Genomic DNA, 24,745 nt, shown 5'->3' with positions numbered 1-24,745 from the left:
TCACGTGAAACACGTCAGCGTTTTACGAATCCAGCTAGCATCGGAAAGTGATGAATGATCCGCGCGAGCTCTTCTTCATCCGTAATCTGAGCGCGGCTCACGTATTTGGATTTGACGTCGATTTTACCGCGGTAGGCCGAGACGTCGTTTTCGCCATGATTAACGAGATAGATTGCCATCGGTTGAGGGTAGGTAGATAGCGGGCGTCCGTGATCGGCCGCAGTATTAGCGTACTCGGCATGCTTCTTGAACTGCGTGAAGTAACAGATGTTGTCGCTGAGCTTCGCTGGCAAGTCGTCGCGAGTTAGATGGATCACTGCGCAGGAGCCACAGTGCCGCCAGAATTCGCTGAATGTTGCATCCATCCGGCCGACCAGGCCAGATGCGCAGTCGAGCATATAGCCGCGCTCGATGAGGTAGCCGAGACGGTTGTCATCGCTCAACGTCGCCTCGACCAGAGTGGGATGAACCAGATCATCGGCGTCAAGATGCATGAAGTAGCTTGCCTCGCCCATCGAGGCCTTCATAGCCATGCCCAATAGACGTTTCTTGGCGGGTTTGTCGTTACCCGGTTGGCCCTTTTCATCGATTGCCGCGGGCGGGTCGAAATCGGCCATCACGAACTCTATGTCCAGTCCGCTGGTATCGACGTCGGGAATTTCGTGGCAGGCGACCAGGACACGAAAATCGGGACACGTCTGGCGCCTGAGTGCCTCTAGCGTTCGGTTCAGGTTGCGACAGGCGAGCCCCCAATCCAGCGTCACGGCGCGGGCTCGTAGAGGAATGCCGAAGTGAAAGTGGCGATTCTCGGTGGCTGATTGTGACGATGCGACGTCGAATGGGGTCATGGGCGATCACTGTCTGGGGCCAGTTCGCAGTGTCCGAAGGTTGGTGCACCGGCGTCCAGTTATCTTCTGCAACCTTCCCGTTCCCCATGTAACGCCTGATGAGGGCAGGGTAAGTGCAGGCTCAATAGGCATCGCGCCGGTGCTCCAGTCGTCGGCTCTCAGAGACAAAAGCCCGGTGCGAGGCCGGGCTATGTTTCACGTGAAACATCGTTCAGAGGCTGTCAGCGTTAAAGCTCATCAGCGTTGAAGCTCATCAGCGTTGAAGCTCGGCGATGTCGGCTACCGCCAGGAAGAGCCCCTGCAGGCTCGCCAGCAGCGCGAGCCGATTGGCGCGGACCGCCTCGTCGGTGGCGGCGACCATCACCTCATCGAAGAACCGATCCACCGGTGCGCGCAGCGTCGCCAGGATGTCCAGCGCCTGAGCATACTCGGCCTCACGGAAGAGCGGCTCGACCTGATCGCGACAGTCGTTGACGGCGTTGGCCAGCGCGATTTCCGCTTCCTCGTTGAGCAGACTGGCCTCGATCTGCGTCCGCCCGTCGTGACTCTGCTTGGCGAGAATGTTGGCAACACGCTTGTTGGCAGCGGCCAGGGCGGCGGCCTCCTCACGTTCGGCGAAACGGTGGACCGCGTGTAGCCGGCGGGCGAAGTCGAGCGGGCGGGTCACGGGGCGGGCACGCACCGCCAGGTAGACATCCACCGGCAGGCCTTCGTCCTGCGCCCAGGCGCGGAAGCGGTCCAGCATGTAAGTGAGGACGTCGTCGACCAGGCCTTCGGCCTTGGGCAGATCGCGATGCTGGGAGGCGGCGATTTCCAGCAGCTCGCGCAGGTCCAGGTCAAGCTCGCCCTTGATCAGGATGTTGAGCACGCCGATGGTGGCGCGGCGCAGCGCGAACGGATCCTTGGCGCCGGTAGGGCGCTGGCCGATGCCGAAGATGCCGGTCAGCGTGTCGAGACGGTCCGCCAGGGCGATTGCCTTGCCGGTCGCGGTCTCGGGGATGGCGTCGCCGGCGAAGCGCGGCAGGTACTGCTCGTGGATCGCACCCGCCACGGCCTCGGGCTCGCCGTCGTAGCGCGCGTAGTAGGTGCCCATGATGCCCTGCAGCTCGGGGAATTCGAGCACCATCTCGGTGACCAGATCGCACTTGGCGAGCTGGGCGGCACGGGCGGCGGCGCTGCTGTCGCCGTCGATCTTGCCGGCGATGAAGCGGGCGATGACCTCACTGCGCGCGGCCTTGTCGGCAAGCGTTCCCAGCTCGCGCTGGAACACCACGTTCGCCAGCGCCCCTTGGCGGGCCTCGAGCGTCTGCTTGCGGTCGGTCTCGAAGAAGAAGGCGGCGTCGGCCAGGCGCGGGCGGATCACTTTCTCGTTGCCGTAGATCACCTGCTGCGGATCGGCGCTCTCGATGTTGGCGACGGTGATGAACTGCGGCACCAGATTGCCAGCGTCGTCGAGCAGGTGGAAATACTTCTGGTTGGCCTTCATCGACGACACCAGGCACTCCGCGGGCACCTCCAGGAAGCGCTCGTCGAAGCTGCCGGTGAGCGCCACCGGCCACTCGACCAGCCCGCTCACTTCGTCGAGCAGCGATTCGTCGATCACCGCCGTCGCCCCGTTGACCTCGGCTTCGGCCAGCACCTGCTCGCGGATGCGCTCGCGACGGCGCATCGGGTCGACCAGTACGTAGGCCGTTTCCAGCGCGGATTCGTAGTCGTCGGCATGATCGAGCGCGATGGCCGCCGGCGCATGGAAGCGATGACCGAAGGTCTGGCGGTCGGCGTCGAGACCGAGCAGAGAGGCGGGCACCACCTGGTCACCGTAGAGCGCCACCAGCCAGTGGACCGGGCGCGAAAATTCAATTCTCGAGGCGCCCCAGCGCATGTTCTTGGGCACCGGCAGGGCGTTGACGGCGGCGGTGAGGATTGCCGGCAGCAGCGCTTCGATTCGTTCGCCCTGCTGTTGCTCGCGATAGCCGAGCCAGGTGCCCTTGTCGGTCTCGAGATGGATGAGATCGTCGACGGTGACGCCGCAGGAGCGCGCGAAGCCTTCGGCGGCCTTGGTCGGCGCGCCGTCCTTGAACGCCGCGGCGAGTGCCGGGCCGCGCTTTTCGACTTCGCGGTCCGGCTGCTTGTCGGCGAGCTGCGCGATGCGCACCGCGAGTCGGCGTGGCGAGGCAAGCGCCGTCGCTTCGCCCATCTCGACGCCGGCGTCGGCGAGACCTTTTCGAATGCCGTCACGCAGGGCGCCGGCGAGCTCGGTGAGCGCGCTCGGCGGCAGCTCTTCGACGCCCAGTTCGATCAGTAGGGTGTTGGCTGCCATGCTCATGCGTCTCCCGATTTGGTGTCGTTGGTGTCTTGCAGCAGTTCACGCCGTAGCGCCTCGGGCGCCAGCGGGAACCCGGCCGCCTCGCGGGAGGCGTAGTAGGCGTGGGCGACGTCGCGGGCGAGGGCGCGCACCCGCAGGATGTAGCGCTGACGCTCGGTGACCGAGATGGCGTGGCGCGCGTCGAGCAGGTTGAAGGTGTGCGACGCCTTGAGCACCTGTTCGTAGGCCGGCAGCGGCAGGCTCGCCGCGAGGAGCTTGTTGCACTCGCTCTCGCAGTGATCGAACGCCTCGAAGAGATAGGGCACGTCGGCGTGCTCGAAGTTGTAGGTGGACTGCTCGACCTCGTTCTGCAGGAAGACGTCGCCGTAGGTCACGCGCGTGCCGTCCGGGGCGATGGTCCAGACCAGGTCATAGACGCTGTCGACGTCCTGCAGGTACATGGCGATGCGCTCGAGGCCGTAGGTCAGCTCGCCGGTGACCGGGTAGCATTCGATACCGCCGGCCTGCTGGAAGTAGGTGAACTGGGTCACCTCCATGCCGTTGAGCCAGATCTCCCAGCCCAGCCCCCAGGCGCCGAGGGTGGGCGACTCCCAGTTGTCCTCGACGAAGCGGATATCGTGGACCAGCGGGTCGAGGCCGAGTCGTTCCAGCGAGCCCAGATAGAGTGCCTGGAAGTTCTCCGGCGAGGGTTTCATCACCACCTGGAACTGGTAGTAGTGCTGGAGGCGATTGGGGTTCTCGCCGTAGCGGCCATCGGTGGGGCGGCGCGACGGCTGGACGTAAGCCGCATTCCAGCTCTCCGGCCCGATCGAGCGCAGGAAGGTCGCCGGGTGAAAGGTACCTGCGCCGACCTCCATGTCGAGAGGCTGAAGGACCACGCAGCCCTGTTCCGCCCAGTATTGCTGCAGGGCGAGGATCAGCCCCTGAAAGGTTTTCGCATCTGCCGTCGACTCTGTCATTGACTGCGTACCGTTGCCCATGAATTCGTGAGCCGCCAAGTATACAATTAGCGCTCAATCGGTTATAGGCACGGCGTTTCGGGTCGTGAATGCATCGGCGGCGCGGCGAAACGCCCGTCGGCGATGATCGCTTCCCGCCTACCGGCTCGAAACAGGAGAATTCGCGAATGATCGTAGTCACCGGCGGTGCCGGCTTCATCGGGGCCAATCTGGTCAAGGCACTCAACGCGCGCGGCCATCGGGACGTCCTGGTGGTCGACGATCTCAGCGACGGCACCAAGTTCGTCAACCTCGCGGACTGTACCCTCGGCGACTATCTCGACAAGGCCGATTTTCTCGAGCGCGTGAAAGCCGCGCTGCGCGGCGAGATCGGCGCCGGGCTGCCGCCCATCGAGGCGATCTTCCACGAGGGCGCCTGCTCGGACACCACCGAGTGGGACGGGCGCTTCATGCTCGAGAACAACTTCGAGTACTCCAAGGTACTGCTCGAGTACTGCCAGGCCGAGCGCATTCCGTTTCTCTATGCCTCGTCGGCGGCGACCTACGGCGGCAGCGACGTCTTCGTCGAGGACCCGCAGTTCGAAAAACCGCTCAACGTCTACGGCTACTCGAAACTGCTGTTCGATCAGTACGTGCGGGCGCGCTGGGACACTTTCACCGCGCAGGTCGTGGGTTTTCGCTATTTCAACGTCTACGGCCCGCGGGAGTCCCACAAGGGCAAGATGGCAAGCGTGGCCCATCATCACCACAACCAGGTCGGACGCGGCGAGAACCCCAAGCTCTTCGGCGCCTGGGACGGCTACCAAGCCGGCATGCAGAGCCGCGACTTCATCTACGTGGGTGACGTGGTCGACGTCAATCTGTGGTGTCTCGACAACCCCGAAGTGTCCGGCATCTTCAATCTCGGTACCGGTCGCGCCGAGCCGTTCAAGGCGATCGCCGATACCGTCATCGACTACTATGCCGACAAGACGGATTTCGAGGTCGAGATCGAGTACATCGATTTCCCCGACGAGCTCAAGGGGCGCTATCAGAGCCACACCCGTGCCGATATCTCGCGTCTGCGCGAAGCGGGCTACACGGCCGAGTTCAAGACGGTGAGCGAGGGTGTCACCGCCTACCTGGAATGGCTGAATGGCTGACGCCAACGGCGCCGCACCGCTGCGCCTGCTGGTCGTCGGCCCCTCCTGGGTCGGCGACATGGTGATGGCGCAGAGCCTGTTCATGACGCTCAAGGCACGTCATCCCGGGGCGACGCTCGGCGTGCTGGCCCCGGGCTGGTCGCTGCCGATTCTCGAGCGCATGCCCGAGGTGGACGAGGCGATCCCGCTGGATGTGGGGCACGGCGAGTTCGGCTGGCAAGCGCGGCGTGAGGCGGCCCGCTCGCTCAAGGGGCGCTTCGATCGCGCGATCGTGCTGCCACGTTCGCTGAAGTCGGCGCTGGTGCCGTTTCTCGCGCGCATCCCAGAGCGAATCGGCTTCACCGGTGAGCAGCGCTACGGCCTGCTCAACGATCGTCGGCGTCTCGACAAGGCGGTGCTCGACCAGACCGTCAAGCGCTTCGTGGCGCTGGGGCTCTCGGCGCGGGAGGCGGCGACGGGGGATTTTCCGCTGCCGTCGCCGACGCTGCGTGTCGATCCACGGCGTCAGCGGGCCCTTCGCGACGAGCTCGCGCTGGGCGAACGGCCCGCCATCGGCATGATGCCCGGGGCGGAGTACGGTCCGGCGAAACAGTGGCCGCTGGCGCACTTTCGCCAGCTTGCCGAGACGCTGACGGCGCGGGGCTATACCGTCTGGGTACTGGGCGGGCCGAAAGACGCCGAGGCCGGGAACGCCATCAGCGATGGCTTGTCCGATGTCCATATGCTCTGTGGCAGGACGCGGCTGGCGGATGCGGTGGATCTGCTCGCCGAGTGTGAGCAGGTCGTCACCAACGACTCCGGACTGATGCACGTCGCCGCCGCCGTGGGCACGCGCATTCAGGCGCTCTACGGCTCCTCCTCGCCGCGCTACACGCCGCCGCTGACCGAGAATGCCGACGTGCACTATTTGGGACTGTCGTGCTCGCCCTGCTTCGAGCGGACCTGCCCGCTGGGGCATCGCAACTGCCTGAGGCAGATGCCGCCCGAGCGCATCGCTCACGCCATTCAGGGCTAGTCTCCCGTGTATCCCGTACTCCTGGCGGCATCGATATCGTCATCTTCGACGCCATGGCCTCTTCCAGCGATACCGATAGGCGCCGCAGGGCTTTCATCCGGTTCGGGAGCGACTGCTCCGACCCCTTCGCGAGAACCATCATGGCGTTACTGAAAGCCCGGCGGCGGCGCAAGATTCGCTCGGCGCTGCGCATGCTCGACTACCGCTGGAAGAACCGTCGGCGTACGCGACGCATTCCTTCCAGCGACGATCGCCTCATTATCTCGCTGACGACCCATCCGCCGCGGGTGGGGCAGATATTCGGGACGCTGGAGTCGCTCGCCGATCAGGATCTCGAGGCTTTCGACGTTCACGTCTATCTCAGCGAGCGCGACCGCGTGACCATCGGCGAGCTGCCGGAGACGCTCAGACGCCTCGAGCGGCGCGGGGTGAAGATCGTCACGACGGCCGAGAACTACCGCTCCTACGACAAGCTCGTGCATGCCCGGAAAGCGCATCCCGACGCCACGATCATCACCGCCGACGACGACATGCTCTATCCGCCGGACTGGGCGGGTCGGCTGCTGGCGGGGGCGGCACGCTTTCCCGGCAGTATCGTGTGTCATCGCGGGCACATGCTGTGCGAGAGCGAGCCCGGCTCGGGCAGCGTCTCGTATCGCCATGCCCGACGCGACGACGGCCGCGATGCGTGTACACCGAATTTCGCGCTGATGCCCACCGGCAGCGGCGGCGTACTCTATCCCCCGGGTGCGCTCGATGCCATGGTGTTCGACGCCGAGGCGTTTCGCCAGTTGGCCCCGAGCGCCGACGACATCTGGTTCAAGATGGCATCGCTCAAGGCGGGCACGCGCTGCGTGCGCATCAACCCGCGCAATGTCGATTTCTTGCCGACGCCGGCGTCCAACGCCTCGGCGCTGCATGAAGAGAACGTCAAACAGGGCGGTAACGATCGTCAGTTCGCCGACTGCCTGGCGCGCTACCCCGAGCTCAAGGCATTGATCTTCGACACGACTCCTCCAACGGTGGCCCCGTGACCCAAAGAGTGCTGCTGGTCGTACGCAAACTGAGCATCGGCGGGATCGAGCGGGTCACCGTCAATCTCGCCAACGTGCTGGCGCGAGAGGGCCACGAGGTCCACGTGCTGGTTCTCAAGGGCGGCCACGAGCTCGCACCCGACGCCGGTGTCATCGTGCACCGTTTGGATTTCGACAAGGCGTTTCGCAAGACCGGCGTGGGACTCTTCTACGATCTCGCCACCCGCGCGACGCTGAAACCGCTGCTGCCAGGGTCCGGCTTTCTCTGGCGCGGCTGGTACGGCGGTGGCTATCTCAAGCGATTCGTCGCGACGCTGGAGCGCGATCACGGCCCCGTCGATCGCGTGATCATGCGCGGACAGGGCGCATTCGAAACCGTCTGGTCCTGGCGTGACCCGCGACTGTGGCAGGTGACCGTCTCCTGGCCGGGGAGCGCCGGCGGCCGGCTCAAGGGGCTCTACCTGCGACGCCTCTACGAAGGCAAGCAGGTGGTCTGCAACACGCCGAACGTGCGCGAGCAGCTCGAGAGACAGCTTGGGCACCATGCCATCCGCCCCGCCCGCTGGGCGACCATCATGAACCCTTGCGACATCGAGGCGATTCGCCGTCAGGCCGACGAACCGGTCGAGCTGCCTCAGAAACCCTTCATCGTCCACGTTTCCCGGCTCTCCGACGTCAAGCGTCAGGCGTGGCTGATCGACGCCTACCTTGCATCGGGCATCGATGAGGATCTGGTGATCGTCGGCGACGGTCCCAAGCGGGAGAGTCTGGAGAGGTTGGTCGACGAGCGGGGAGCGCGGGAGCGGATTCATTTTCTCGGCAGTCGCCCCAACCCCTACCCGTGGATGAAGCACGCCCGGCTCTTCGTGCTCAGCTCACGCAGCGAAGCCTTCGGCATCGTGCTGGCGGAGAGCATGATCTGCGGTACGCCCTGTGTCGCGGTGGACTGTCCGGGCGGGGTGCGCAACGTGCTGATCAACGATCAGGCGCGATTGATCGCCGAAAACTCGATCGCCGGGCTGGCGGCCAAGATTCGCGAGGGGCTGGCCCGCCCGCCGGTACTCGCCGAGGACCCGGAGCTGGTCGAGCGCTTTCGGGATACCCGCATCATGGCGCAGTTTCTCGCGCTGCCCACGGGGCTGAACCCCGACTGACGGCCGCCGAGAACCGGTTGGCGAACGCGGCCCGTGGCGAGTAACTATATAGCCTGCTTATAGTATGCTAGCCTAAGTCGCCCGAACACTGTTTTATAAGCACGGCTTCACCAGAACTGTCTTATTAGCAATGATTCATTAGCATCGTTTCATCAGCGATGTTTCATGAGAACGGTTTTATTAGCACGGTTTTATTAGAACGGTTTCATCGGCATCCGCCCTTCACCCGACCAATGAGTTTGTCATGGCGCGCGCTCCTCGCAACGCGGCGCCGCCGAGGCTACCCGCCGACGACGCGGCGTTTCGTGATCTGCTCGACCCTCGCATGAAGTGGGGCGTTCGGCGTGCGCGCTGGCAGGCGGGGCTGCGCGACGGCTTTGAACGTGGCATCGGCCGACCGCTCGAACGCTGGCTCTACCGGCGCTGGACGCAGGGTCGCGGCGCGCGCGTCGAGGCGTGGGGGCTGCCGCGACGCATGATCGAGGACGAACTCGGCGAGGCGCTCACTGTCGAGGTCGACCCGCGCACCCTCATCCGGGACTTCAACGCCAAGGGCGTCGGCGGCAAGAAACCGTCGTCGTCGTCGTTCATCTGGGACGGCGACTGGGATCGGACCCGGGGCGATCTACGCCGCGGGTCGCGCTATCGCTTCATCAGCGATCTGGATATTCATCGCGACGATCTCACTCGGACCGAACGGTTTAGCCAGCTGCGTTCGCGGCTCGATTCGGGTCGACCCTGGTCCTCCTACCAGCAAGGGCTGCTGCTCGACTCCGAAGCGAAGATCCTCGCCTACCTGCAGACCTATCTCGCCTTTCTCGACGACATGGCCATTCGCGGTTTCGATGCCGAGCGCGGCAAGGACGAGCTCGGTGTCGCCATCACTCGTGACGGCCATCTACTCAAGATCAATCGCGGGCTGCATCGACTGGCGATGGCCCAGCGTCTGGGAATTCCCCGCGTGCCGGTACGCGTGCGGGCGGTGCATCGTCAGTGGTGGGATCGGGTGACGCACGGCGCGCAGGGCGAGGCGGCGCTGGCCCGGGTACGCGAGGCGCTGCCGGGCTGCGTACCCGAAACCGCCCCCGGTGACCTGCACCCGCTACCCGACTACGGTCCTTTCGAGTGGCCCGCGCCGCGCCGGGCGTTCGCGACCCAGCGCGCGCTTTCGGATGCCTGAGCCTCGACGCTGGAACGCGTCGATGCTGGCGTCACCGCCGAGGCTCAGTTGACCCCGCTCCAGAGCCGCTCCTGCAGGCGATTCTCGTCACGCACCCGGCGATTCAGCGTCTGCAGCGAGTAGCGCTCGATCAGCGTCGGCGTCGGCGAGAATAGCGAAACGCCGAGGCCGGCCCGGTGCTGCGGGATACCGAATCCCATCGCCTCGAGTACGGTCGGCAGCACGTCGACCATGGTGGCGGAGCGCTCGATCACCCGCGTGTTGAGCGAATCGCCGAGCATGATCAGCGTGTTTTCGCGATTCTCGTCGACCAGCGTCTCCCAGGCCGAATTCTTCATCGACAGATGGTCGCTGGCGACGACGACGACGGTATTGTCGAGCAGGCCCTCGTCATCCAGTCGATCGATGAAATTCTTCACCAGCCAGCCGGTACATTTCACCGAGTAGAGGATGTCGGTGCCGTCGAACGGCCCCTGATTGTCGATACACGACTGCGAGGGGTTGCCGAACGGCGGATGCGCGGCGAGCGTCAGACCAAAGAAGGCATAGGGTCCGTCACTGTCGTGCAGATGGCGGATGCGGGTTTCGGCCAGCCCCAGCAGGGTGTCGTCGTACAGCCCCCAGTCGTTGAGGTAGCCCGGCGGGGCTTCGTCCTGCAGCTCGTCCTTGCCCAGCACCGTATCGAAGCCATGGTCGGCATAGAACTTGTTCTTGCCGGCAAAGCGCGTGCTCGCCCCGCCCATGTAGGCGAGCCGATAACCGCGCTCGTGGAGTAGGTCGCCCAGGCAGTCGGCGCCCGGCAGCACCTTGGAGAGCGGTTCGAACTGGTTGTCGTGCATCAGTCCTGCCGGCATCAAGGGGGTGCCGCACTGGCTGGCGACCATGCCGCCCATGGTCCAGCCGGTGTTGTCGAGCTGCTTCACCCCCTTGAACACCACCCCGCGCTCGCCGAGATCGGCGAGGTCCTCGTAGACGTCGCCGAACGCCTCGGTATCGGCGTAGGTGCGCTCGGTACTCTCCAGATAGAGATAGATCAGGTTGGGCGGCTCGGCGGGCTCGGCCTCGATCGCCGGCGAGAGGTAGCGGTCGTTGAGCCAGGATTCGTCGTCGTCGATCACCGAGGCGCCGCGCAGCGACAGCCCGAACAGCAGCGGATTGAAGGCGATTAGAAAGAGCGTCAGCACGCGCTCCCACAGCCGCCAGCGATGATCGGCGCGCACCAGCCAGGTCACCGCGACGAGCATCACGCTGCCTGCCAGCGCATAGAGAACGCCGGCGATCTGGCGGTCGGTGCTGCCGTTCTCCTCGATGCCGGCTTGAAGATGAAAGATCACCGCGCCGAGGTCGAGCTGGCCGAAGCTATCGTCGAGGTAGATATAGACCCACCACAGCGCCAGCGGCAGCAGCGACCAGGGCAGCGGCTTGCGGGTCGCCTGTCGCTGCGCCGGGTGCCCCCAGCGAAAGCCGTAGGCGAGCGCGAGCCAGGCGAGTGCGACGGCGACCGGTGTCCACCAGGGGAGTACGCCGATCACCATGATGGCATAGCCGATACACAGGCCGATGTAGGCGAGCACGCCCCAGCGGTGAAATTTGCGGGATACACTCATGAAGCGATTCGATCCGTGAACATCTCGAGGCCTCGGCGCCACGGCCGAGGATCGAGCTTTTGTGACTCTAGCATGACGAAATCAAGACAGGCCGATCGGCTCAAGGTTCCTTCGGTCGATCCGCGACGGGGAGAGTGGCCCCCTCGGCGACGGGGCCGAGCGCGTCAGCGTGCGTGACGTAGCGCAGCGTCGGCGCGGTGGCGCTCCAGCGCCAGGTCGATCAGACGCGAGACCAGTGCCGGATAGCCCAAACCGCTGGCCTGCCAGAGCTTGGGATACATGCTGATACGGGTGAAGCCGGGGAGCGTGTTGATCTCGTTGACCACGATGTCACCGTCGCCGGTGAGGAAGACGTCGACGCGAGCGAGCCCGGCACACCCGAGCACCTCGAATACGCGCACCGCCAGCGCCCGGATGCGCTCGCTGTCGGCGTCGTCGATCGCCGCCGGCACGGCGACTCGCGCGGCGTTCTCGTCGAGGTACTTGGTGTCGTAGGAGTAGAAACCGCCGTCGACTACGATCTCGCCGCATACGCTCGCCTCGGGCGAGTCGTTGCCCAGCACCGCGCACTCGATCTCCCGCCCGGTCACCGCGGCCTCCACCAGCACCTTGTGATCGAAGGCGAGCGCCAGCGACAGCGCCTCGGCCAGCGTCTCACGGCTCTCCACCCGGCTCACCCCTACCGACGAGCCCTGGTTGGCCGGCTTGACGTAGAGCGGCGTGCCGAGCTCGGCGACGAGGGCGGTGAAATCCGCGTCGGCGGCGGTGCGCCGGGTGAAGGTGACGAAAGGCGCGACCGCGATGCCCGCATCGCGCAGCAGCCGCTTGGTCACGTCCTTGTCCATGCCGGCGGCGGAGCCGAGCACGCCGGCGCCGACGAAGGGCAGGTTGGCCATCCGCAAAAGCCCCTGAAGCGAGCCGTCCTCGCCGAGGGTGCCGTGCACGATGGGGAAGATCACGTCGAACTGAGAGAGCGCGTCCTGGGCTGCGTCCCGCGCCACCAGCTGATCGCGCTCGCGCCCCGGTACCAGAGCGATCTCGCCGGCCGAGGCGGCAAGCGCGATCTGGCGCGGGTCGTCGGCGTCGACGAGGAAGTTGTCGGCGTCGTTGAGGTGCCACTGCCCCTGCTTGTCGATGCCGATCACGCTCACCGCGAAGCGCTCGCGATCCAGCGCATCGACGATGTTCTTCGCCGACTGCAGCGACACCTCGTGCTCGGCGGATTTACCGCCGCAGATCACTCCGACCCGAATCTGACTCATGAAACCACTCCACTCACTGAAGACTGGCGATGCCGTCGAGGCACGCCGTTTGGCGCTATGTTGCCACGTTCGACCGGCGCTGTGCCGTTGCCATGCGTAAGTGAAGGCTTACTCACGCGCTGTCCCGGCGATGGCTCGGTAGTGTTCGAGATAGCTCGCCGCCATCGCCGCCGGGGTGAAGGCGGCAAGATGCGCGCGCGCCGTGGCGGCAAGACGTTCACGCCGCGCGGGATCGTCGAGCAGCGCATCGAGCGCTTCGCTCAGCGCCTCGGCGTCGTTCGGCGCCACCAGCACCCCGCTGACGTCGTGCTCGATCAGGTCCGGAATGCCGTCGACCCGGCTGGCGACGATGGGAACCCCGTGATCCATGGCGTCGAGCAGCGTCGAGCCGAGCCCCTCGTTGCGCGACGGAAAGGCGAACAGCGTCATGATCTCGAGGTAGTCGCCGACGTGGGGGGTGAAGCCCTCCCAGGTCACGTTGTCGAGATCCGCGCTCTCCGCCTTCAGCGCCTCGGCATCTTCGCCCTCGCCGAGCAGCACGAAGCAGAGCTCGGGGCGCGCGTGTCGCAGACGTCGGGCGGCCTCAAGCAGCACCCGCTGGCCCTTGTGGCGATCGACCAGCGCGCCGATATGGCCGATCACCACGCGGCCCGCGAAGCGCTCGCGCAGTGCCGCGACTCGCGCCGGATCACTCGGCGCCCCGGAGAGCACGCTGGGCACGCGCGCCACCGGGCACCAGTGGCGCTCGCGCAGGTGCGTTTCGATCACCGACGAGATGGCGACGCCCAGCGCCGCGCCGCGGTAGGTGAGCCGGTTGAACGCCTTGTCCTTGACCGGCTGCGGTACGCGGCGGGTCAGCAGGTAGGGCGAGCCCTTCAGGCGGCGTTCGAGCCACGCCCAGTGCACCGCCTTCGCCTCGTGGGCGTGGACCACGTCGGCCCGCGGCGAAAAATGACCGGCGAGGGCGTGATCGGCGTCGATCAGGGTGACGCCGGTGTCGGTGAGCGCCTCGCGCATCGGCGAGTCGCGCCGACACACCAGGCTCTGGGAGATGCCTGTGTCACTGGCGTCGCTCGCCAGCGCCTCGATCAGCAGCAGCGTCTGGCGCTCGCCGCCGCGAAAGCCGCGGGCGAGATTGACGTGGCGCACGTGGAGGGGTGAAGGCGCGTCCCGAGGCGACGTGCCCGGCTGCAGCCCATCCTGTGAGGAATCTAGGGTCACGCTCACCACACCTTGTCGAAGTCGGTGGCCTCGCGCACCTTGGCATCGCGCTGGAGCTCGAGCAGCTTGGCGTACTTGAGATAGGCGTTCACCGCCGCCGAGAGCGCCACCGACATGCCGTCTAGCCCGCCGAGGAAGCCGCGCTGAAACACGTACTTGCGCATGAAGGCGTTGGCGCCGTGCAGCGCCGGCGAGGCGGCGTTGGCCCGCTTGCCCTTGGCGTACAGGATCTTGGCGGCGCGGTTGGAGAAGCGCCCGCTCGCCTTGCCGAAGAGCTCGGCCAGATTGGCGAAGGAGTAGTGCTCGAGATCAGCGTCGAGCCGCACCGGCTGGCTCGCCGGTATGGAGGCGTGCTGGCGGCTCTCGGAGAAGTTGCAGCGTTCGCGGTCGAACAGTCGCAGGCAGTAGTCCGGGTACCAGCCGCAGTGGCGCACCCAGCGGCTGCCGACGAAGTTGCGCCGGCGCAGGGCGAAGGCGTCGGTGGCAGTGGTCTCCAGGTCGAGCGCTTCGATCGCCGCGACGGCGCCCTCCGTCAGGCGTTCGTCGGCATCCAGCGAGAGCACCCAGCGGTGCGTCGCCGCCGCCGGCCCGACCCGCTTCTGCGGGCCGTCGCCGAGATAGGGCTGGTGGATGACCCGTGCGCCCAGCGCCTCGGCGCGGGCGACGGTGTCGTCCCGGGAGCCGGAGTCGACCACGATCAGCTCCGCGCAGACCCGCGCGAGCGAGTGAAGGCACGCCTCGATGTTGTCGGCTTCGTCGAGCGTGATCACCACGCCGGTGATGGCGGCCATGAGCACTCCTGGTTCGCTGGCGGCTGAAAGGTGGGGGCGGGCGCAAACGCGCCGGCCCATTGTACGCGTCGCCACCCGCTTTTCGGAGGTGCCTCGTGGCCCCGTCGGTGTCATGGGCGCGGTATCACGGGGGCGTTGTCAGTGATAGTAACGCTGGAACCACTCCATCGCCTGGAACACGGCCGGCGAGAATTCGGCGTCCGGGATGGGGTCGAGCTTGCGATCGACGATCTTCCACTGGCCGGTACCGTCGACCACCGTAATGCGGTTCGGCTCGATGATGCCGTAGTCGATGTAGCTCGACGCCTGCACCCAGGGATGGTCGATCTCCGGCTCGAGGAGATCTTCACCCATGGCGTAGTCGTCGAGCGGGTTGGTGCAGCCGAGCGCGTGGCGCATCAGCATCGGTGCGACATCGAGATGGCTGGTGGTGCCCTCGACGCGCCCGGGCGCGACGCCGGGGCCGGCGACGATCATCGGCACCCGGGTCTGCGGCGAGGCGAAATGGCCGTTGTGTCCCCAGTAGTTCTTGCCGAAGTCGTTGAACGACTGGCCGTGATCGCTGGTGACCACCACGATCGTGTCTCGCCATTCGTCCTTGGCCTTGAGATCGTCGATGACCCGGCCGAGCAGCTCGTCGTCGTAGTGCACGGCGTTGCGGTGGCGGTTGGCATAGGGTGTGGGGTCGGTCTCCGGGCCTCGCTGCAGGTAGTCCATGCCGCGCTCGGGCTGGTAGGGCGTCGGTTCGCCTGCGGGCACGTCGTAACCGTGGGGCGCGTCGTAGAAGAGCCAGCCGAACCAGGGGGCGTCGTCGTCACCCTCCTGTGTCGAGAGCCAGTCGAACCAGTCCTGGGTCAGCCGTCGGTCACGCGCGGCGGGCGAATCGCCCGGCGTCATCATCCGCGGCGAGTCCACCGACGAGAACACCGTCCGATCCAGCCCCACGCCGTTCAGACTCGCGGACTTGAAGATCCCCAGCGCGTAGCCCTGATCCTGAAGCTCGGTGACCAGCAGGGGCGGCGTCTGGGTGTCTTCGAGATAGGCGTAGTAGTTGCCCGTCAGCCCGTAGAAGAAGCTCAGCACGCCGTTGCGCGTGGCGTTGCCGCCGCTGTAGTGGTCGAGATAGTGGCGACCGTCGTCGTTCAGCGCGGCGTAGAGATTGGGCGTGTTCTCGGGGCCGTACTCGTCGTGACGCCAGGAGTCGATCATCACCACGAGCACGTTGGGCGGGTCGCTCTTGCCGCAGGTGAGCGGATGCTGGGGCCAGTCGAGGTTTTCCGGCGTCTCGGCGCCGATATCGGCGCGGGCCGCCCGGGCGGCCCGCGGGTCGAGCCAGCCGTGGGACTCCATGAAGTCCTTGGCGGTGGCGGGGAACAGCAGCGGATAGATGCCGACCTGCTGGGTCACGCTGCGAACGTAGCGCGCATCGGCGACGACGTGCAGCGCGTGGCTGCCGAGCAGCGTCACCCAGATCATCAGGCAAGGGATGCCGACCGGAAAGCGCCGCCCGCGACCCTTCACGATGAGTCGTCGCGCCAGCCACCCCTCGAGTAGCAGAGCGCCGAGCACAGCGGCGGCGACGACCAGCCAGGTGGAGCGGTTGAAGGCGAATATCTCGCCGTTGGTATCGTTGAGAAACAGCGACACCATGAAGTAGTTCACGTGGAAGCGGTACTGGGCGTAGACCACCGTGTCGAGCAGCAGCGCGCAGAGCCCGAGCGCGGCGATGAGCGTCGCCGGCAGCCACAGCCAGCGCGCCTTGAGCAAGAGCGCCAGCAGTGCCAGCGGCAGCCAGCCGAGCAGCACCAGCAGGCCGAAATGGCCGATCCAGGTCAGAATCAGGTAGGCAATGCCCAGCGTGTCATCGGGTAGCGACAGGTAGGGCGTATAGCGCAGAGCGATCAGCCAGACGAGCGGAAGCTGGAACAGAGAAAAAACGAGAGTCGCGCGCCAGCGGCGCATCACGGTGTCTTGCATGCGGAGGAAGTTGCCTTGTCGAGAGTCGATCGACGAGCAGCTCATCCGTCAAAGCGGCGCGTCGACCTAGGTGTTGCGATAACCGTCGAGGAGGGAGCGGTAGAACGTTTCTGCCTGGTCGGGCGCGAAGCGTTCGAGCGAGCGCTTGAAGCGGGCCAGGTTGCGCTCGCGCCAGGGGCCATCGGTGCGTAGCCGACAGCGGTCGAAATCTATCAGCCAAACCTTATCGGTGTCTGAAACGAGCACGTTGCGTGCATTGAGATCGACGTGATCGAGCCCCGCGTCGTGAAAGCGACGTATCGTCCTGCCGACTTCGACGAGCAGCGCCGGGGAGGCTGTCCCGAGTCGCGTTTCCAGCGCCTGCGTTTGCGGCAGGCGAACGGTGATGAGCGCACCGCGATAGGTCGCCCCGCCGCGAGTCACCAGGGCGGCGACCGGCACCGGTACTGGTAGCCCCTGCTCGTGAAGCGTGTGCGTCAGGCGCAGTTCGCGAAAGGCGCGGGTGCGCTCGAACCCCGGCCAGACGTAGCGCGCCCGGCTCACCTTGGCCGCCATGCCACCGCGCCGATAGGGGCGCACCACCCACTGCTGCCCGGCGACGTCGAGAAACAGGCTCTCGCCGCGCCCCGGCGCCGAGCCAGTGACGAGGCCGCGCTCGCGCCACGCCGTTGGCTCCAGCCAGGCGGGCCCGGGCGGGGGAAGCGCCGGATCGTCGGGCTGAGCGAGGCGCTCGGGATCGTATAAGATGTGCGTGCGGTGGCTGCGGTAGATCGTCAGCGACATGCTCGAGTCTCGCCTGGGTCGGTGCGTGCGCTAGCATTGTAACCGCGCTCGCGCCGTCGGGCGGGGGCGTCGTGTCGAATCACCGTTGGCTCGCATTCAAGTTCATGCGCACCCCTGTTCATGCGCATCCCTGTTCGTGCGCGCCACCGTTCGTCCACACCCCCGTTCATCTCGAATCACAAAGGAAGCCCCGTGACCGTCGATTCCCAAGCGCCGCTGGCGGTGATCGCCATTCGCCAGGTGGAGAAGAGCACCGGCGCCAGTCGCAACGCCTTCGAGCAGGCAAGCGCCCTCGAGGCGCTGGGCTACCGGGTGGTGATCCTCGCCGAGCGTGGCCGGCGCGAGCTGGCGGAGGCCGCCGGCGCGCGGCTGATCCGGCTTTGGCGCTGGCCCTTCAAGGGGCCGGGCCGACGCTTCTGGTTCAATCGCCGCGTGCAGGCCTGGTGTCGCCGTCACGAACCCGCGCTGCTGGTGAGCCACGGCGACGTCGAGACGCCGGATACGGTCTACATGCACAACTGCGTACACCTCGCCAGCCGGCTGATCCAAGGCCGCGAGCTGCCGGCGGGCCACGAGGTTGCGGCGATTCACGACCGTGTGCTGGGCGGCGGCCGGTTCCGCCAGGTAGCGGTCAACTCGCGCCTGATGGCCGAGGAACTTCGCGACCGCTACGCCATCGATCCGGCGAAGATCGAGATCAGCTACCCCGGCTACGACCCACGGATCTTCACCTCCGACAGGGCTCGCGAGGGGCGTGACGCTCGCCGTCGCGAGCTCGGCGTCGCGCCCGGCACGGCGCTGATCGGCCTGGTCACCTCGGGGAATTTCCCCAAGCGCAACGTCGCCGGCTTCGTCGAGATGGCCGCCGCGCTGGAGGCGCGGCGACCGGGGCACTACCGTTTTCTGGTCGTGGGCAAGGACGACGCCTCCCCCTATCAGCGCCAGGCAGCGCAGGCCGGCATCGCCGAGCGCTTTCTCTGGCGCACCACGGTCGGCGACGTCGAGACGCTCTACGGTGCGCTCGAGCTCTTCGTGCTGCCGGCGCACATCGAGGAGTTCGGGCGGGTCTCGCTGGAGGCGATGGCCTGTGCCACGCCGGTGCTGCTCTCGCGGACCACCGGCGCCGCCGAGCTGCTCGAAGCCGACCACGCCGACCTGATCATCGATAGCCACGATACCGAGGGCTTCGTCGCGCGTATCGAGGCCCTGATCGACAGCGGCGAGGGCGAAGCCTTGGGTCAGACGCTCTCCCGGTTGGTGAGCCCCTACTCCTACGCACGTCAGACGCAGAGGCTCGAAGCTTCCTTCGCCGCGCTCGTCGGCGGCAGCTGCCCGGCGAAAAACCCGGCCAGCGACTCGACGTAGCCATCGAGGGTGAAGTCCGTCGCCACCCGCTGACGCGCCCGCTCGCCCATGGCGCGACGCTGCTTCGGTGAATTCGCCCACGTCTCGAGCGTGGCGGCGATCTCTTCGGGATCGAGAACCCTGGCATCGACCATGTCGTCGACCCGCGGCGAGTAGACCTCCCGCGGGCCCTGCACGCAGCGCGGATCGTAGCGCGCCAGCGTCTCCCGCGGGCGCCGAGGTTCGAGGATCGCCCCGTGCCCGACCCCCAGAATCGACTCCGGCATGCCGTCGACGTTACCCACGACCGTGGGCACGCCATGGGCGACCGCCTCCTGTACCACATTGCCGAAGGGCTCGCGCCACGACGGACACACAAAGGCGTCGAGCTCGGCGTAGAAGCCGGACATGTCCGCCACCGCGCCGCAGAAGCGTACGCTCTGCTCGAGCCCCCACTGATGCGTCCAGCGCTCGAGCACCGGCGCCAGCGGCCCGTCGCCGGCGATCCAGAGCTCGGCGTGGGGGACGCGCGACTTGAGGATGCGCAGCGCCTCCAGCGCGATCATCGGTGCCTTGAGCCCCACCAGGCGGCCGGCAAAGCCGAGCCGAAACCGGCCCTCGGGATGCGTCGAGGCGCGCTCGGGCAGATCGATGGCGTTGTTGAGCGTCATCGTCGGCAGCGCCGGGTCGAGGCCCCACTTGATCTGCAGAACGCGGTGCGCGGCCCGCGAGATGCCCAGCGTCCCGGCGAGTTCGGCGACGTAGCGGCGAGTCTTCGGGCGATCCTCGGCGAGCCAGGCGCTGCCGCGTTCGAAGTGATAGACCGGCAGGTTCGCCGGCCGGGCGAGCGAGTGGTTGGCGATCTTGTTCCAGATCAGCAGCGCCTGCGGGTCCAGACGCTCGAAAAGGCGCCGCTGATGGGCGCGCCGCAGCCCGGCGAAGGCCGGCAGCTTGTAGCGCCCCGGCCCCTTGATGCGGTGCACCTGCGCTTCGAGGTCGCGAAAGTACGGCTGTAGATAGGGATGAATGCCGTCGGTCTGCAGCAGCACGTGGCTGTCGTGGCGACGAGCGTCGCGGTCGAAAAAGCGTGAGAAGAAGCGCTCCACGCCGCCCAGATTCTTCAGGCTGACGAGGTGCGCGATACGCGGCGAGTCGAGCTCCCGCGCCAAGGGCGAAGTCATGACGGTCGAAGTTCCTGCAATGTCGTAGATGCCCCATGATACGCGGGCGTGGCGCCCGGCGCGTGCCGTCTTCGGCCCGCACCGGCAACATCGGTTAGAATGCGCGTTTCATCCGTCGAGAACCGGTCACGCCATGAAGCACCCCCTGCCCGAGCACCCCCGCCACATCGCTATCCTGCGCCTCTCGGCGCTGGGCGATGTCTGCAATCTGGTGCCGACTGTGCGGGCGCTGCAGCGCCAGTGGCCGGAGGCCCGCATCACCTGGATCGTGGGCAAGACGGAGGCGGCGCTGCTCGAAGGGCTCTCCGGGGTCGAGTTCAAGGTCTACGACAAGGCCACCGGCGTGAAAGGCATGCGCGCGCTGTGGCGGGAGCTCGCCGACACGCGCTTCGACGTGCTGCTGCACATGCAGCAGGCGATTCGCGCCAGCGTCCTGTCGCTGGGGCTCAAGTGCGGCGTGCGCATCGGCTACGACAAGGCCCGCGCCAAGGATTGGCAGCACTGGTTCACCCAGCGCCAGCTGGCGCCGCACCCCCGGGCCCACGTGCTCGAATCCTTCATGGACTTCGCTCGCGCGCTGGGCGTCGAGGACACCCGCCTGGAGTGGTCGCTGCCGATCCCCGAAGCCGCCTACGCCGAGGCGCGCCGGCTCACCGGCGACGCTGCGTATCTGGTGATCAGCCCGTGCGCCAACCCGCGGCTGCGCAACTTTCGCAACTGGTCCGCCGAGGGTTATGCCGCGGTCATCGAGCACGCCTGGCATCGCCACGGCCTGAAAACGGTGATGAGCGGCGGCGGCAGCCCCCAGGAGCGGGAGATGGGCGAGCAGATCCGGCGGCTCTGCCCGGCCGAGATCGAGATCAACGATGCCATCGGTCGCACCTCGCTGAAGGGGCTGCTGGCGCTGCTCGACCGGGCCCGGGCGGTGATCGCTCCCGACTCCGGACCGGTACACATGGCCAACGCGCTGGCCACGCCGACGCTGGGTCTGTACGCCACCACCAACCCCTCTCGCGCCGCGCCCTACTGCTGGCGGGAGCACGTCGTCGATCGCTACCCCGACGCGGTGGCGCACTATCTGCAGAAGCCGCCGGAGAGCGTGACCTGGGGCACGCGAGTGCGCCACAGCGATGCCATGTCGCTGATCACTCTCGACGACGTCGTCGGTCATCTCGATGCGCTGCTGGCGGCGACGGCGAGCGCCGCCGACACGCCCGAACCCCCCTCGATGGAGCCCGAATCATGAAGGTCGATCTCTCGCAGCTGGAGAATGCGCGCGTACTGGTGGTGGGCGATGTCATGCTCGACCGCTACTGGCACGGCGGCACCTCGCGCATCTCGCCGGAGGCGCCGGTGCCGGTGGTCAAGGTGGAAGACGCCGACGACCGCCCGGGCGGGGCGGCCAACGTCGCGCTCAACATCGCCTCCCTCGGTGGCCACGTGGGACTCGCCGGCGTAGTCGGCGACGACGACAACGCCGAGCGTCTGGCCGTCGCCTTGGCCCAGGCCGAAGTGAGCGCTCACCTTCAGCACGCCCCGGAAGTGCCGACGATCACCAAGCTGCGAGTGATGAGCCGCAACCAGCAGCTGATCCGCCTCGACTTCGAAGCGCCGCTCTGGAACGTGGACACCACGCCGATGCTCGAGGAGGTGGAGCGCCAGCTGGCCGACGTCGACGTGGTGATCCTCTCCGACTACGGCAAGGGCAGCCTCAACCGGGTCGAGACGCTGATCGTCCAGGCGCGCCGCGCCGGCAAGCGGGTGCTGGTCGATCCCAAGGGCAGCGACTTCACGCGCTACCACGGCGCCAGCCTGATCACCCCCAATCTCGCCGAGTTCGAGGCGGTGGTCGGCCCCTGCGCCAACGACGACGAGCTGGCGACGAAGGGCGAGGCGCTGCGCGCACGGCTCGAGCTCGACGCGCTGCTGGTGACCCGCAGCGAGCGCGGCATGACGCTGATTCGCGCCGATCATGCGCCGCTGCATCTGCCGACCCACGCCCGCGAGGTGTTCGACGTCACCGGCGCCGGCGACACCGTGATCGGCGTGCTGGGGCTGGCGCTCGCCGCCGGTCACGACTTCGACGAAGCCGTGGTGCTCGCCAATCTGGCCGCTGGCCTCGTGGTCGCCAAGCCCGGCACCGCGGTGCTCTCGGTGGCCGAGCTCTACACCGCGCTCCACGGCGACCGGCTCGCCGAGTTCGGCGTGATCCGCGAGTCGGCCCTGGCCGAGGCGGTGCGGGCCGCGCAGGCGCGGGGCGAGAAGGTGGTGATGACCAACGGCTGCTTCGACATCCTCCACGCCGGCCACGTCGCCTATCTCGAACAGGCCCGTGCCCTCGGCGATCGGCTGATCGTCGCGGTCAACGACGACGCCTCGGTGGCGCGCCTCAAGGGGCCGAAGCGGCCGATCAACACGCTGGCCCGACGCGCGCAGGTGCTCGCCGGACTTGCCGCGGTGGACTGGGTGGTGCCCTTCGGTGAAGAGACGCCGCAGCGGCTGATCGAGGCGGTGCTACCGGATCTGCTGGTCAAGGGCGGCGACTACCGACCGGAGGAGATCGCCGGCGGCGAGGCGGTCATCGCCAACGGCGGCGAGGTGAAGGTGCTCGGCTTCGAGGATGGGGTCTCCACCACCACGATGATCGACACCATCCTCGACCGCGAGCGCTGAGCGACGATGCCCCCGGGTCTGGCACGCGCGCTCTACACGCTGCTGCTCTTTCTGCTTTCACCCCTGATATGGCGGCGGGTGTGGCGGGAGTGGGCGCCCACTAACCCCCGGCGCGAACGGCTGGGGCTGATCGCCGAGGCGGACGATCCGCGCCCCTGCCTCTGGCTCCACGCCGCTTCACTGGGCGAGGTCGCCACCGCCACGTCGCTGATCGAGGCGCTGCTCGCCGATCATCCTGACCATCGGCTGGTGATCACCACGATGACCGCCACCGGCGCCGAGCGGGTGCGCGAGCGCTTCGGCGAGCGGGTACGTCACTACTTCCTGCCACTCGACTTCCCTGGCGCCACGCGACGCTTCGTGACACGTCTGGCGCCGGCGCTGGCGGTCATCGCCGAAACCGAGCTCTGGCCCAATCTGCTGGCCGCCTGCCGGCAGCGCGGCGTCCCCGTCGCCATCGTCAACGCCCGGCTGAGCGACGGCGCCTTCTCGCTCTACCAGCGGTTTCGCCCGCTCACTGCCGGTATGCTCGCCGACGTCGCCTGGGTCGGCGCCAAGTCGCCGAGTGATGCCGAGCGCTTCATCGCCCTCGGCACCCCCGCCGAGGCGGTGACGATGACCGGGGCGCTCAAGTTCGATCTCGCCGTCAGTGACGAGGCAAAACGGAATAGTGAGCGCTTACGTCGTCGCTGGGGCGCGCGGCCGGTGTGGATCGCCGGCTCCACCCAGCCCGGCGAGGACGCGCAGATTCTCGCCGCTCACGCCGCGCTCAAGGCGCGTTTCCCTGAGGCACTGCTGATTCTGGTGCCGCGCCATCCCCAACGCTTCGACGAGGTGGCCGCGCTCTGCCAGGCGTCCGGCGAAGCCGTCGTCCGCCGAAGCGAGATGCGTCGAGGCGAGGCGTATCGCGACGAAAGTCACGAGATCACCGTCGGCACCACGGTGCTGCTCGGCGACACCATGGGCGAGCTCACCACGCTCTACGGCGCGGCGGATATCGCCTTCGTCGGCGGCTCGCTGGTGCCCATCGGCGGGCACAACCTGCTCGAGCCCGCCGCCCTCGGCGTACCGGTGCTCAGCGGGCCGCATCTCGACAACCTGCGCGAGATCGCCGATGCCCTGGCGGCGAACGACGCCCGGCTCGAGGTGGCGAACGCCGACGCCCTGGGACGTGCATTGATCGCGCTGTTCGAGGACGACGCCCGCCGGCATCGGCTGGGCGAGGCGGGGCGGGGCGTGGTCGAAGCCAATCGCGGCGCCCTGGCCGTCACGCGCGAGCGGATCGCCTTCCTTCTCCCGTCGCCGGTTAGCCGGTGAGCGAGTCTTCACTGCGAAGGGCGAGTGCGGCGAGAAAGAGCTGGGCGTGACGCTCGGCGAGCACCTCGAGGTCACGATCGTAGCCGCCGCCGATTACCCCGGCCACGGGGATGCCGCGGGCCAGACACTGGCCGAGCACGTGACGGTCGCGGCGGTAGAGGCCTTGGGTGGTGAGATCGAAATGGCCCAGGCGGTCGCCGGCGTGCACGTCGGCGCCGGCGTCGAAGAGCACGAACTGCGGCTGCACGCGCTCGAGGGCGCGCTCGAGTTCGACGGCGAGCGTGTCCAGATAGGTCGCATCGTCGGTGCCGCGAGGTAGCGCGACGTCCCGGTCGCTTTCCCGCTTGTCGAAAGGGAAGTTGGCCTCGCCGTGGATCGACAGCGTGGTGACCCGCGGCTCGTGGCGAAAGAGCCATGCCGTGCCGTCGCCCTGATGCACGTCGCAGTCGACGATCAGCACCCGCGTCAGGCCGTGCTCGACCAGCAGATGCCGCGCCGCCACCGCCAGATCGTTGAGCAGACAGTAGCCGCTGGCGCGGTCGGCGTAGGCGTGATGGGTACCGCCGGCGGTGTTGAGCGCGAGGCCACGAGCCAATGCGGCCTCGACGGCGGCGAGCGTGCCGCCGACCTCCAGCAGCGTGCGCTCGACCAGCGCCGGCGACCAGGGGAAGCCGCTCGGCGAGCGCCGCGCGGTCGTGATCTCGCCGAGGGCGAAGCGCTGCAGATAGTCGGCGGTGTGGGCGCGCAGCAGCGCCTCGCTCGAGGCGGGCGCGGGCGTGATCCATTCCACGTCGTCGCGAGCGTCGAAGCCGAGCGCGGCGAGATGACGGCGCAGCACGCCGAACTTGGCCATCGGAAACGGGTGGCGCTCGGGCCAGTCGATGCTGTAACCGGGATGATGAACGAGGGGCAGCAACGCGGAGTCTTCCTT

General features: G+C 67.2%; 20 protein-coding genes. 9 read left to right on the top strand and 11 right to left on the bottom strand.

Annotated features, from left to right (window positions below; translation table 11 throughout):
- Positions 1 to 14: 14 nt before the first annotated feature.
- The 3 genes from DOM33_RS12900 to glyQ all read right to left on the bottom strand — a co-directional run bounded on the left by DOM33_RS12900 (position 15) and on the right by glyQ (position 4,133).
- A complete protein-coding gene (locus tag DOM33_RS12900) occupies positions 15 to 848 on the bottom strand; it encodes a glycosyltransferase family A protein (protein ID WP_110669605.1) in 834 nt (277 codons plus the stop codon).
- A 253-nt stretch (positions 849 to 1,101) separates the two neighbouring features.
- Positions 1,102 to 3,168 (bottom strand): glycine--tRNA ligase subunit beta, encoded by a 2,067-nt coding sequence (gene glyS, locus DOM33_RS12895; RefSeq protein ID WP_110669603.1) that lies wholly within the window; start codon positions 3,166 to 3,168, stop codon positions 1,102 to 1,104.
- Between the two features lie 2 nt (positions 3,169 to 3,170).
- Positions 3,171 to 4,133: a glycine--tRNA ligase subunit alpha gene (gene glyQ / locus DOM33_RS12890; protein WP_110670279.1), complete on the bottom strand. Its 963-nt coding sequence runs from the start codon at positions 4,131 to 4,133 to the stop codon at positions 3,171 to 3,173.
- A 167-nt stretch (positions 4,134 to 4,300) separates the two neighbouring features.
- Here glyQ and rfaD point away from each other — a divergent pair, with 167 nt between their 5' ends.
- From rfaD to DOM33_RS12865, 5 genes are all read left to right on the top strand, one after another.
- On the top strand, positions 4,301 to 5,275 hold the full coding sequence (gene rfaD, locus DOM33_RS12885; RefSeq protein ID WP_110669601.1) for an ADP-glyceromanno-heptose 6-epimerase: 975 nt from the start codon (positions 4,301 to 4,303) through the stop codon (positions 5,273 to 5,275).
- Positions 5,268 to 6,290 (top strand): lipopolysaccharide heptosyltransferase II, encoded by a 1,023-nt coding sequence (gene waaF, locus DOM33_RS12880; RefSeq protein ID WP_110669599.1) that lies wholly within the window; start codon positions 5,268 to 5,270, stop codon positions 6,288 to 6,290. The genes rfaD and waaF overlap by 8 nt, the downstream gene beginning before the upstream one ends.
- A gap of 140 nt (positions 6,291 to 6,430) precedes the next feature.
- Positions 6,431 to 7,324 (top strand): hypothetical protein, encoded by an 894-nt coding sequence (locus DOM33_RS12875; protein ID WP_110669598.1) that lies wholly within the window; start codon positions 6,431 to 6,433, stop codon positions 7,322 to 7,324.
- Positions 7,321 to 8,478: a glycosyltransferase gene (locus tag DOM33_RS12870; RefSeq protein WP_110669596.1), complete on the top strand. Its 1,158-nt coding sequence runs from the start codon at positions 7,321 to 7,323 to the stop codon at positions 8,476 to 8,478. Before DOM33_RS12875 ends, DOM33_RS12870 begins: the two co-directional genes overlap by 4 nt.
- Before the next feature lie 244 nt (positions 8,479 to 8,722).
- Entirely contained in the window at positions 8,723 to 9,658 is a 936-nt protein-coding gene (locus DOM33_RS12865; protein WP_239495362.1) for a hypothetical protein, read from the top strand.
- Positions 9,659 to 9,702: 44 nt separating this feature from the next.
- Here the strand turns inward: DOM33_RS12865 and DOM33_RS12860 are convergent, their stop codons facing one another.
- The 6 genes from DOM33_RS12860 to DOM33_RS12835 form a co-directional block, all read right to left on the bottom strand.
- Complete coding sequence (locus DOM33_RS12860; protein WP_110669595.1) at positions 9,703 to 11,265, bottom strand: sulfatase-like hydrolase/transferase; 1,563 nt, start codon at positions 11,263 to 11,265, stop codon at positions 9,703 to 9,705.
- A 164-nt stretch (positions 11,266 to 11,429) separates the two neighbouring features.
- Positions 11,430 to 12,527: a D-alanine--D-alanine ligase gene (gene ddlA / locus DOM33_RS12855; protein ID WP_110669592.1), complete on the bottom strand. Its 1,098-nt coding sequence runs from the start codon at positions 12,525 to 12,527 to the stop codon at positions 11,430 to 11,432.
- A gap of 108 nt (positions 12,528 to 12,635) precedes the next feature.
- On the bottom strand, positions 12,636 to 13,748 hold the full coding sequence (locus DOM33_RS12850; protein WP_239495361.1) for a glycosyltransferase family 4 protein: 1,113 nt from the start codon (positions 13,746 to 13,748) through the stop codon (positions 12,636 to 12,638).
- A gap of 2 nt (positions 13,749 to 13,750) precedes the next feature.
- Entirely contained in the window at positions 13,751 to 14,539 is a 789-nt protein-coding gene (locus DOM33_RS12845; RefSeq protein WP_110669591.1) for a glycosyltransferase family 2 protein, read from the bottom strand.
- 138 nt (positions 14,540 to 14,677) lie between these two features.
- Complete coding sequence (locus tag DOM33_RS12840; protein WP_110669588.1) at positions 14,678 to 16,516, bottom strand: DUF3413 domain-containing protein; 1,839 nt, start codon at positions 16,514 to 16,516, stop codon at positions 14,678 to 14,680.
- Between the two features lie 66 nt (positions 16,517 to 16,582).
- Positions 16,583 to 17,299, bottom strand: a complete 717-nt coding sequence (locus tag DOM33_RS12835; protein ID WP_110669585.1) for a 3-deoxy-D-manno-octulosonic acid kinase — start codon at positions 17,297 to 17,299, stop codon at positions 16,583 to 16,585.
- A 192-nt stretch (positions 17,300 to 17,491) separates the two neighbouring features.
- Between DOM33_RS12835 and DOM33_RS12830 the strand changes: the two genes are divergently transcribed.
- Positions 17,492 to 18,664, top strand: a complete 1,173-nt coding sequence (locus tag DOM33_RS12830) for a glycosyltransferase family 4 protein (protein WP_239495360.1) — start codon at positions 17,492 to 17,494, stop codon at positions 18,662 to 18,664.
- Here DOM33_RS12830 and DOM33_RS12825 read toward each other — a convergent pair.
- Entirely contained in the window at positions 18,580 to 19,824 is a 1,245-nt protein-coding gene (locus DOM33_RS12825; protein ID WP_110669581.1) for a glycosyltransferase family 4 protein, read from the bottom strand. The two genes, DOM33_RS12830 and DOM33_RS12825, sit on opposite strands and share 85 nt — an antisense overlap.
- A 133-nt stretch (positions 19,825 to 19,957) precedes the next feature.
- Here DOM33_RS12825 and DOM33_RS12820 point away from each other — a divergent pair, with 133 nt between their 5' ends.
- The 3 genes from DOM33_RS12820 to waaA are packed head-to-tail and all read left to right on the top strand — an operon-like array spanning position 19,958 to position 23,814.
- Positions 19,958 to 21,070: a glycosyltransferase family 9 protein gene (locus tag DOM33_RS12820; protein ID WP_110669579.1), complete on the top strand. Its 1,113-nt coding sequence runs from the start codon at positions 19,958 to 19,960 to the stop codon at positions 21,068 to 21,070.
- Positions 21,067 to 22,497, top strand: a complete 1,431-nt coding sequence (hldE, locus tag DOM33_RS12815) for a bifunctional D-glycero-beta-D-manno-heptose-7-phosphate kinase/D-glycero-beta-D-manno-heptose 1-phosphate adenylyltransferase HldE (protein WP_110669577.1) — start codon at positions 21,067 to 21,069, stop codon at positions 22,495 to 22,497. The genes DOM33_RS12820 and hldE overlap by 4 nt, the downstream gene beginning before the upstream one ends.
- Positions 22,498 to 22,503: 6 nt before the next feature.
- Positions 22,504 to 23,814: a lipid IV(A) 3-deoxy-D-manno-octulosonic acid transferase gene (gene waaA, locus DOM33_RS12810; protein ID WP_110669575.1), complete on the top strand. Its 1,311-nt coding sequence runs from the start codon at positions 22,504 to 22,506 to the stop codon at positions 23,812 to 23,814.
- Here the strand turns inward: waaA and DOM33_RS12805 are convergent.
- Positions 23,804 to 24,730 carry a histone deacetylase family protein gene (locus DOM33_RS12805; RefSeq protein ID WP_239495359.1) on the bottom strand — a complete coding sequence of 309 codons (927 nt, stop codon included), beginning with the start codon at positions 24,728 to 24,730 and terminating at the stop codon, positions 23,804 to 23,806. The genes waaA and DOM33_RS12805 overlap by 11 nt on opposite strands.
- Positions 24,731 to 24,745 lie beyond the last annotated feature (15 nt).

This window comes from Salinicola halophilus (assembly GCF_003206155.1).
Taxonomy (GTDB): domain Bacteria; phylum Pseudomonadota; class Gammaproteobacteria; order Pseudomonadales; family Halomonadaceae; genus Salinicola; species Salinicola halophilus.
This window is presented reverse-complemented; position numbering and strand designations above follow the sequence as displayed.